14 protein-coding genes are annotated in these 8,449 nt (G+C 58.5%); all 14 read left to right on the top strand.

Annotated features, from left to right (window positions below; genetic code table 11):
• The coding region (locus N6L25_RS17555) for a hypothetical protein (RefSeq protein WP_271983121.1) at positions 1 to 280 on the top strand (280 nt) is incomplete at its 5' end.
• A complete protein-coding gene (locus N6L25_RS17550; protein ID WP_271983119.1) occupies positions 277 to 510 on the top strand; it encodes a hypothetical protein in 234 nt (77 codons plus the stop codon). The genes N6L25_RS17555 and N6L25_RS17550, both read left to right, overlap by 4 nt.
• Complete coding sequence (locus tag N6L25_RS17545) at positions 507 to 770, top strand: hypothetical protein (RefSeq protein ID WP_271983116.1); 264 nt, start codon at positions 507 to 509, stop codon at positions 768 to 770. Before N6L25_RS17550 ends, N6L25_RS17545 begins: the two co-directional genes overlap by 4 nt.
• A complete protein-coding gene (locus tag N6L25_RS17540; protein WP_271983114.1) occupies positions 767 to 1,648 on the top strand; it encodes a hypothetical protein in 882 nt (293 codons plus the stop codon). Before N6L25_RS17545 ends, N6L25_RS17540 begins: the two co-directional genes overlap by 4 nt.
• A gap of 139 nt (positions 1,649 to 1,787) precedes the next feature.
• Positions 1,788 to 2,084: a hypothetical protein gene (locus N6L25_RS17535; RefSeq protein ID WP_271983111.1), complete on the top strand. Its 297-nt coding sequence runs from the start codon at positions 1,788 to 1,790 to the stop codon at positions 2,082 to 2,084.
• A 10-nt stretch (positions 2,085 to 2,094) separates the two neighbouring features.
• A complete protein-coding gene (locus N6L25_RS17530; RefSeq protein ID WP_271983107.1) occupies positions 2,095 to 2,268 on the top strand; it encodes a hypothetical protein in 174 nt (57 codons plus the stop codon).
• Positions 2,265 to 2,492, top strand: coding sequence for a hypothetical protein (locus N6L25_RS17525; protein WP_271983104.1), 228 nt, complete (start codon positions 2,265 to 2,267; stop codon positions 2,490 to 2,492). Before N6L25_RS17530 ends, N6L25_RS17525 begins: the two co-directional genes overlap by 4 nt.
• A gap of 10 nt (positions 2,493 to 2,502) precedes the next feature.
• Positions 2,503 to 2,772 carry a hypothetical protein gene (locus N6L25_RS17520; RefSeq protein WP_271983101.1) on the top strand — a complete coding sequence of 90 codons (270 nt, stop codon included), beginning with the start codon at positions 2,503 to 2,505 and terminating at the stop codon, positions 2,770 to 2,772.
• 305 nt (positions 2,773 to 3,077) lie between these two features.
• On the top strand, positions 3,078 to 4,178 hold the full coding sequence (locus N6L25_RS17515; protein ID WP_271983098.1) for a hypothetical protein: 1,101 nt from the start codon (positions 3,078 to 3,080) through the stop codon (positions 4,176 to 4,178).
• A 1-nt stretch (position 4,179) separates the two neighbouring features.
• Positions 4,180 to 4,500: a DUF2523 family protein gene (locus tag N6L25_RS17510; protein WP_271983095.1), complete on the top strand. Its 321-nt coding sequence runs from the start codon at positions 4,180 to 4,182 to the stop codon at positions 4,498 to 4,500.
• Positions 4,497 to 5,723 carry a zonular occludens toxin family protein gene (locus N6L25_RS17505; RefSeq protein ID WP_271983091.1) on the top strand — a complete coding sequence of 409 codons (1,227 nt, stop codon included), beginning with the start codon at positions 4,497 to 4,499 and terminating at the stop codon, positions 5,721 to 5,723. The genes N6L25_RS17510 and N6L25_RS17505 overlap by 4 nt, the downstream gene beginning before the upstream one ends.
• A 130-nt stretch (positions 5,724 to 5,853) precedes the next feature.
• Positions 5,854 to 7,119, top strand: coding sequence for a hypothetical protein (locus N6L25_RS17500; RefSeq protein WP_271983089.1), 1,266 nt, complete (start codon positions 5,854 to 5,856; stop codon positions 7,117 to 7,119).
• The gene (locus N6L25_RS17495) at positions 7,116 to 8,081 is read left to right on the top strand and encodes a phage integrase (protein ID WP_271983085.1); all 966 of its coding nucleotides are present in this window, start codon (positions 7,116 to 7,118) and stop codon (positions 8,079 to 8,081) included. The genes N6L25_RS17500 and N6L25_RS17495 overlap by 4 nt, the downstream gene beginning before the upstream one ends.
• Before the next feature lie 88 nt (positions 8,082 to 8,169).
• Complete coding sequence (locus N6L25_RS17490) at positions 8,170 to 8,376, top strand: hypothetical protein (RefSeq protein ID WP_271983082.1); 207 nt, start codon at positions 8,170 to 8,172, stop codon at positions 8,374 to 8,376.
• Positions 8,377 to 8,449: the final 73 nt, after the last annotated feature.

The following is an 8,449-nucleotide window of genomic DNA, read 5'->3' as shown; positions in this document are numbered from 1 at the left end:
ATTCTGCTTAACGAACAGAAAACTGCTCGCTAGTGAGCGGGTAACTGTGAAAAATAGTGTAGCAGAGTGCAAAACAGTGGACGAGCAAAAACAAATCATCTTGCTAGCTACCCCGGTCATGACGCAGGAACGCTTCGCGCAGCTGACCGGGCTCACGGAAGGGCAGGTCCGGGGCATGATCGAGAAGGGCCATCTGCCCTCCATCAAGATCGGCAAGCCCCGGCTGGTAAACGTCGCCCTCGTTTCACAAACCGCACTTGAGTCGGAGGACTGGGGATGACACCGGAACTGAGGGATCAGAAGAAAGAACACATCCGCGTGGTGTTCAACAGCGCCATTGGCCTGCTGGAAGCCGGGAACCGTGACGCTGCTTTTGATGCCCTGAACAAACTCCTGGGCATGCAGGCCGCCTTTCACCGGATTGACGACGAACTGATGGAATTCATCAAGCTGGCTGTGGACGCCTTCGTCATTGCCGATCACCCGGAACTACTGAGGGCCGCCCAATGATCTATACCACCCAAGCTAAGCCAGGGCAGGGCATGCCCCTGAATCCCATCAAGCGCCCCAAGCTGGCCGCCGTTTCCGAATTTCGGCAGACCAAGACAGCCATCCGCCAACTGTCCTACATCGACGGCTTCATCAACTACTTCGAGCGCGTCAAAGGCCACAAGCCCGAGGTCGTCCACCTGCGCCCGGAACAGTTCGTGGAACTCGGTGTTGCCCCCGGCAAACGCCGCAACGGTGTCCGCCTGGAGGTGACCCAATGAAACTGCCCCCTAACAACCGCCAGAAATCGCTTTCGCTCAGTTTCCAGAGCCCCGTTCATACCTTCGGCCCCAGCACTAGCAACCTGCGGGTACTGTTCCTGGGCGGACTGCACGCCTGGGCCGATGGCGATTATGACGAATACGCCCGTTGCCGCGATGCCCTGTTCGAGATGGGTTTTAAAGCGCCCCTGGGCTTGGCTGCCCGTGTCCACAGCGTCCTGTGCGATGTCCTGCGGGAACTGCGGTTAGGCCGCACCGGCGAGCAACCATCCCGGAACGCCGCTTTGCTCACCTTCCAGGGCTCCGCTCACTGTGCCCCGATACCTGCCCTGGAAGGTCTTTTTACCACCCTCAGCCAGCGCCTGGAGCAACTGCGCGAACTGAACACCGATCTGCCGGGCGACTACGTGGACCGCTGCAAGTCCGCCTTCACCGACGCCCTGCTGATCGAACTGGAACGCCAGGGCTACCACAGCCCCGAGTTCGACCGCCTGCTTGCACTGCGCGACGCCTGGGACAACGGCACCCTCACACCAAACAGCAACGGGAGTACACCCCATGAGCACCAAGAAGAAACAGTCCATGCGGCTGTACATCGATACGGACGCCTACCGGGAACTGCTGCGCCAAGCAGCCAACAAGGAAACCCTGAAAACCCCCGCGGAGTACGCGGCCGATCTCCTGAACTCGGCCATCGAGCAACGTCGCACCCAGACCGCGACATAACTCCGTGTTGTGTAGCTGCCCCCGTCATCCGTCACCGTCGGTACGAGGGCGACAGGCACAGCACGACGGGTCTGCAAGGCGGCCCGCAGGGCCAGCGCAGCGGGCCTTGTGGACCCGGCGGGCTTTGCCATATTGGCGACCGCCGGCGGTGATGGAGGGCGGGGGTAGCGGAACCGGCTGCCCTCTGATTCCAGAACCCGAGGTGCCAAGACGGAGGCGAAGCCTCCGCAACAAACCCAAACCCCACCGCCAACAGGCGGATACCTGTAAACGAGGACTGAGGTAACCACCATGGAAAACTATCTGAACCTGATGATCATCGGCGCCACCCGTTACGACATCGACGGCAACAAGGGCGGCTCCCTCTGGGCCTACGCCCCCGCCGACGCCAACGAAGAACACCGAGTCGGCAACGAGGTGATGAAAATCGCCTGCGACTACAAACACATCGACCAGCTCCGCAGCCACGCCGACAAACTCCCGGCCCCGTTCGTGGTGAAAGCCCAGATGAAAGCGGGCACCGGCGGCAAGATCACCTTCAAGGCCCTGGAGCTGAAGCCCCAGGAAGCCCTCAAGAAGTCGGCCTAAGGGATAGCCCATGAATGCTGTTCTCACCTTTCTGCGCTACCGGGGCCTGGACCTGATCGTCCAGCTCGCGTTCCTCGGTATCGCGTTCGTTCTCGGGGGCGTGTTCACCGTCCTTGAGATCGACCAGACAGTTGGCCAGTACATCCAGGCCAACGGATGTCCGGTGGATGGGGAGGACCGGTGAACGTCATTACCTGCGAGGGTGACTGGCTGCAGGACGGGGTCACCAACCACGTCTACTGCGACGGCACCCTGCAAAGCATTCCTTATCAGGACGTGGATGTCCTGTTTCAGGAATACCTGGCCCCAGACCCGGAAATCATCGGGCTGGTGTCAGGGATCGCCCTGACCTTCTTCGTCATCGGTGTCGGTGCCGGAAGGGTCGTTCAAATCATGAGAAAAGTCTGAGGTGAAAACCATGAACCAAGTAATCGAAATGGAAAAGCAAGAAAACGGCAAGTCCTGGGCAATGGCCCGTTCCCGCTGGGGTAAGCGCGCTGCCAAGGTCGGTACCGCCGTCGCCGCCATGGGTTCGTCTGCCATGGCCCTCGCCGTGGACCACACCGCCGCCATCAGTGCGGCCCAGACCGACGCCACTACCAACACCACCGCAGCGGTCACCGCTGTGATTGGCATTGCGGCCATCGTGATGGGTGTGGGCATTGTCCTGAAGCTGATCAATCGGTAATGCTGACCAGCGTCCTAATAGCCTGCCTTTGGGTGGGCTGTTTAGTCGCCGGCTATCGCACGGTGTGAAGGGTCGGTTCTCCGGCCCTTTTTTATGGTGGATAAAGAATGAAGCGCCTATTACTAGCATGCTTGATTGGTATGACCTTGGTTCGTGGTGCATTTGCATTGGAACTGGTCGGCGCACCCGCAAACGAACCGGACTACTGGTATCAAGAGACGGGCTCAGCGTCGGGGCCTTATGGGTCTGTTGCAGATGCCTGTTACGCGCATGGCGAATCAATCCCACTGCCGAATGGGGACGAAGTGGCGTGGGAGACCGTAAACGCGGTATGGGCGGCGGATAACACCGAGCGTTATCGTTGTTACACACGGACGCTTAACGATCAAGGAGGGGCTGTTGCCTGGCATTATTCCTACGTTCGCCCTGAAAGCTGTACATCGGACTCAACCGTAAGCTTTTGCCAAACTGCGCAGCCCGAAGAGTGTCTGGAGATCGGGGAGTATTACAACCCGGAAGACCAGAGCTGCACGCCAACCTGTCCGTCTGGTGGGAGTCTGGGTAGCTACTGTCTGAGCGAGCCGGAGCCCTCCTGCACCTCAAGTTCAGCCGATTTTCAAGGCACCATCGGCTGGGGCGACGACCATCGCCCGGTGTGCACCGGCGAAACCACCTGCGGCGAGAATGAACGCTTTGCCTTCGGCGAAACCCTGGAAGGCGCCTGGAAAAGCTACTGCATCGACAACGACGCCAACCCCCCGGTCTGCCCCGGCGGCTGGGACAGCGTGCTGCTAATCACCGACAACGGCTTTGCCTGCGGCGAAACCAACGAAGACGCGTCCAATCCCGACAAACACGACTCCAGCGATGGTGACAGCGACGGCGACGGACAGGCCGACGACAACGGCATGGCCAATCAGTTGCAGGACATCAAGGGCCTGCTGGGCGACGGCAACAAGAACACCGGCAACATCCATAACGCCATCGGCAACCTGGGCACCTCCATCAACAACGGCCTGGGCGACGTCATTAACGCCATCGGCCAGATTCCCGGCGGGGGAGGGGGCAGCGGCTCCGGCCAGACCGAAATCGTCGGCGAGGACGGCAACGCCATCAGCTGGAGCGGAAACCCCATCACCATGGAGATCGACGACGGCCTGGAGGAACTGTCCCAGGTCCAGGGCGAGTACGATTCCCTGATCAGCAACATCCGCTCCCAGATCGCCGCCTCCTTCGGCTCCTTCACCGGGGCCGGCTCCCTGCAGGACAACAACATCAGCCTCTGGGGCGTGGACATCAACGCTGGCCTGTCCAAGTTCGCCCCCGCCTTATCCATGATCGGCAGCATCATCCTGTTTGCTGCCTCCTTCATCGCTATCGGAATCCTAATGGGAGGTCGTGACTGATATGGAATTCATTGCTGATTTCTTCGACGCCATCTGGCAGTGGTTCGAATCCATCCCAACCTTTATTGACGACATCTTCGTTAAGCTCTCGGCGTGGTACGTGATCTGGGTGACCAAGGCCAAGATTGCGTTTGTTGGTTACTCCTGGGAGGTGGCCCAGGAGATCCTCAACCAGCTCAACATCTCCGGCACCATCAACCAGTACTGGGGCAGCATCGACTCCCAGGTAATGGGGGCCATCACCTTCTTCCGCATTCCCGAGGCGCTAAACATCATCCTCAACGCCCACTTGACCCGCTACGTCATGGGAGTGCTGAAATGACCATCAATATCCATCACGGTCCCCCCGGCTCCTACAAGTCCGCCGGTGTGGTGCAGCGCTACGTGATCCCAGCCCTGACCGGCGAGGACGACAACTACCCGGATGGCAGAACCGTGGTCACCAACATCCGCGGCCTGGACTCCCTGGAGCGCATAGAGGAAGCCTTCGGCGTCACCTGCGGCCCTGATGCCCGAATCATCAACCTCGAAACCGAAACCCGCGACGCCCTGGAATACGCCGCCCGGTGGTTCCACTGGGCCCCGATCGGGGCGCTGATCGTGCTCGACGAAGCCCAGGCGGTGTACCCCGCCGCGAGACGGGATTTTCGCATCGAATCCCTGGACTACCCCGGCGGCAAGGAAGCCGCACAGAAAGACAGCCGTCCCGCCGACCTGCTGCTCGCCTTCGACATGCACCGGCACTACAACTGGGACCTGTTCCTGTGCACCCCCAACATCGGAAAGATTCACCGGGAAATCCGCCAGAGCGCCCAGCAGGCGTTCCGGCACTGGCAAATGGGGCACCTCGTGCCCTGGAAGAAAAACAAGTGGAGGGAACTGGAACATGACCCCGAAAACAGCGGCAAATCTGCCTCCCATAGCCTCGGTGTCGCAAAAGAGTACAAGGTCGACCTCCGGGTCTTCGACTGCTACCAGTCCACCAAAACCGGAAAGGCCCAGGGGGTGGTCGGGGGTCATTCAATCCTTAAGGATCGCAAGCTGCAGATGCTCTTTGTGGTTATCGTTGGCTGTATCAGCTATTTCAGCTACGCGATGTTCGAGATTGTCGAGCGCGAAAAGATCCGCCTCCAGGGCAATGACGTGGACGCTGGTCCGCTTGGGACGCCTGTTGATCGCGTTCAGCCTGATGGTGGTGATGGGGGCGATCTTCCGGCTGATGGTCCGCCTCAGCGCCCTGTGATCGACCACCCCCTGGAGGACGCCCGGATCGAGATTGCCGGCAGCGTCAACCGCGCCTACCTGCTCACCGGCAACGACGACCAGGGCGAGTTCTCCCTCACCCAGGCCGACCTCGCCAGCTACGGCTACCGCGTCCTGTACCTGCGCCCCTGCCACGGTCAGCTGTGGTGGGAGGGTGAGAACGTCCAGGACCTGTACTGTCAGCGCAACCGCATCAGAAAGCCGGAGCCAAGGCCCACGATTGAGCCGGACATGCTCAACCCCTTTATGACGGCCGCCGCGCCGGAGCAAGCGGAGCGCTAGCGACGATGCGCGAGGAGCGTACGCGACGCGTAGCGGAGGGGCAGCGGCCCCTGGAGACGTCCCTGTAACACGTCTCATAGAAAACGACGACAGTCGATTTATAACCACAGAGACCCACAGTGAGCCATAGATGACCATCAGAGACTTTGAGCGAATCGATGTAAGAACCGGCGAAATCGGAAAAGGCGACCTGTTCATCGGCCCGGAGGGCGAACAGCTCGACCTGTCCAAGGTCAACGTTGTCTGGACCGGCGTTGATACCGTTCGGCAACTGTTTGAAGGGCGACTGAAACCGGACATTATGGCCGTGATCGCCACCGCCTTTGAGGGCAGCTTTAATGCCGTGGTGACCATTCGAGACATTGAGTTCAGCGTTCATTCCGGCAGGCGAGGGGGGTTCAAGTACATCCTGCAGAACCGGGAATACGGCCTCACCATCCTTCTGCAGAACTTCTACGCCGAAAGCGATTCCCAGGGCACCCACGTCAAGATCGAAACTTCCCCCCGCTGGCTCTATGAGCGCTCCAGCGACCAGATCAACGACGAGCTGACCGAGTGGGGCCTGTTCTTCCTAAAAGGCATCAAACCGGTGGGCATCGCCCTGCACCTCGCCGTGGACTTCCAGGGCTGGGAACCGCCTCAGGATCTGCCGCAGCACTTTGTCACCCGTGCTAGGACGGTCAGTGTCCACAATGGGCTGTCAGACATCAGCTTCGACGGCATTACCGGCTCTACCATCAACGGCAAGGGCGAAACCTACACCTTCGGCAAGGCCAACAGCCTGCAGACCTGTCTTTACGACAAGACCAAGGAAATCGACGTCTCCGACAAACGGGCCTTCATGGAAGGGATCTGGGAATGCGCGGTGAACGAAAACAGCTTCCCGGACACCTGCTATAACCCGGATCTGCCGGTCTGGCGTCTGGAGGTTCGCTTCCATCACCGCATCGTCAACGAGATCTCCCAAGGCACGCCTGGCATGAAGTCCATCTACACCTTCGCGGACGCGGTGAAGCACCTCACCGGCCTGTGGCAGTACGCCCTGAACGGCAACCGCTACGAGCATAAGCGCGAGTGGGTGCACCCCATCTGGACCAAGCTCAGGGACGACATCAGCTTCGGCCATCCGGCCCCCAGCCTGACCTACAAACGCGTAAAAAAGGAACCCGGTTGCGGCAACGAAAAGAACGTTTCCCTCGCCTTCGGCAATCTCTTAAGCATTTATGCGCGCAACCGGTTCAACACCCGTCAGGCCTGGGACTGCCTCAAAAAGTCCGGCCTCTGGGAAGACTTGTGTAATTACTACCGGCGCAGGGACATCAAGGAAAACGAACTCTACCAGCTTGTGGAGGACGGGTTGGTTAAGCGAAGACTGTTAAGCAAGGTGGCAGCATGATCAGGAAGTTACCGTCAGGACGATGGCAGGTCGATATTCGCCGTGATGGCCGAGGTTCAAAGCGCATTCGTAAGAGCTTTGATAGCAAGGCAGAAGCGAAGCGGTTTGAGCTGCACATGCAGACTCAAAAGGCAGAGGACAAAGCCTGGAATCCGTCGAAAGAGCGCCGTTCGCTTCGGGATCTGATCAAACACTGGTACGACAGCTATGGCCACACCTTGAAAGATGGTGCAGGGCGTAAACGGAAGCTGCTAGCGGTAGCCGATCGCCTGGGTAACCCTCAGGCGGTGGATTTCACAACATCGCAGTTTGCGACCTATCGGCGCATCCGAATGGAAAACGACGGTGTCAGTGAAAACACCATGAATCATGAGCACGCCTACTTGAGCGCGGTCTTCAACGAACTGATCCGGCAGGGAGAGTGGATACAATCTAACCCACTCAAGAACCTTCGTAAGTTCAAGCTGGATGAACAGGAACTGGCGTTTCTTACCCAGGAACAGATAGGTTGTCTGCTCGATGAGTGCAAGGCTTCATCGAACCCGAGTCTATACCACGTGACCCGATTGGCCCTGGCGACTGGTGCGCGATGGTCCGAAGCGGAAGGTGTAACAAGGGCGAGTTTTACCCCGCACCGAGTGACCTACAACTACACTAAGTCGGGCAAGTCTCGAAGCGTTCCGGTCTCGCAGTCGTTGTACGACGAACTGACCCAGGAGGTTCCGTTTGTAAGTTGCAGTGCAGCATTCAGGAAGGCTGTTGAGCGAGCTGGCATCGACCTCCCCAGGGGACAGCTAACACACGTTTGCCGGCATACGTTTGCCAGTCACTTCATTATGAAGGGCGGAGACATCCTCACGCTCCAAAAGGTGCTCGGGCATTCAGATATCAAACTCACAATGCGATATGCACATTTATCGCCTGATTATCTCGCCACAATTCATCATTTTTCGCCTATATAGTGTCGTTTAAATTTAATGATTCCATATGTTGTGTTTCTGGTTTGGCTGTTTTAGCCTGATTTTGCGGATGGCAAATGAGGAAGAGATAATGAGCGATAAAACTTTTCAGGATCTCGTGGACGAAGAGCATGAAGCGTTTGAGGATCATATGAGCGGGGAATATAGCTCAGAGAAGCAGCGGAGGTGGGTGGAGGCGTCTGAAGCTGCGACGAATGAGTTTTGGAGGTTGGCAGGTTGTGATGATGAGATTGTCGGTGGACACTACGTGGACACCAGAAACGACAAAACCCGCTAAAAAGCGGGTTAAGTCATTGAATTAGTGGTGCCCGGACGCGGAATCGAACCACGGACACGGGGATTTTCAATCC

This window comes from Marinobacter sp. SS21 (assembly GCF_028369065.1).
Taxonomy (GTDB): domain Bacteria; phylum Pseudomonadota; class Gammaproteobacteria; order Pseudomonadales; family Oleiphilaceae; genus Marinobacter.
Note: the sequence above shows the minus strand (reverse complement) of the source record. Positions and strands in the feature narration are given on the sequence as shown.

Coding starts and splice junctions, on each gene's coding strand:
- N6L25_RS17550 (WP_271983119.1), top strand. CDS start 277: ATGACACCGGAACTGAGGGATCAGAAGAAAGAACACATCCGCGTGGTG.
- N6L25_RS17545 (WP_271983116.1), top strand. CDS start 507: ATGATCTATACCACCCAAGCTAAGCCAGGGCAGGGCATGCCCCTGAAT.
- N6L25_RS17540 (WP_271983114.1), top strand. CDS start 767: ATGAAACTGCCCCCTAACAACCGCCAGAAATCGCTTTCGCTCAGTTTC.
- N6L25_RS17535 (WP_271983111.1), top strand. CDS start 1,788: ATGGAAAACTATCTGAACCTGATGATCATCGGCGCCACCCGTTACGAC.
- N6L25_RS17530 (WP_271983107.1), top strand. CDS start 2,095: ATGAATGCTGTTCTCACCTTTCTGCGCTACCGGGGCCTGGACCTGATC.
- N6L25_RS17520 (WP_271983101.1), top strand. CDS start 2,503: ATGAACCAAGTAATCGAAATGGAAAAGCAAGAAAACGGCAAGTCCTGG.
- N6L25_RS17510 (WP_271983095.1), top strand. CDS start 4,180: ATGGAATTCATTGCTGATTTCTTCGACGCCATCTGGCAGTGGTTCGAA.
- N6L25_RS17505 (WP_271983091.1), top strand. CDS start 4,497: ATGACCATCAATATCCATCACGGTCCCCCCGGCTCCTACAAGTCCGCC.
- N6L25_RS17500 (WP_271983089.1), top strand. CDS start 5,854: ATGACCATCAGAGACTTTGAGCGAATCGATGTAAGAACCGGCGAAATC.
- N6L25_RS17495 (WP_271983085.1), top strand. CDS start 7,116: ATGATCAGGAAGTTACCGTCAGGACGATGGCAGGTCGATATTCGCCGT.
- N6L25_RS17490 (WP_271983082.1), top strand. CDS start 8,170: ATGAGCGATAAAACTTTTCAGGATCTCGTGGACGAAGAGCATGAAGCG.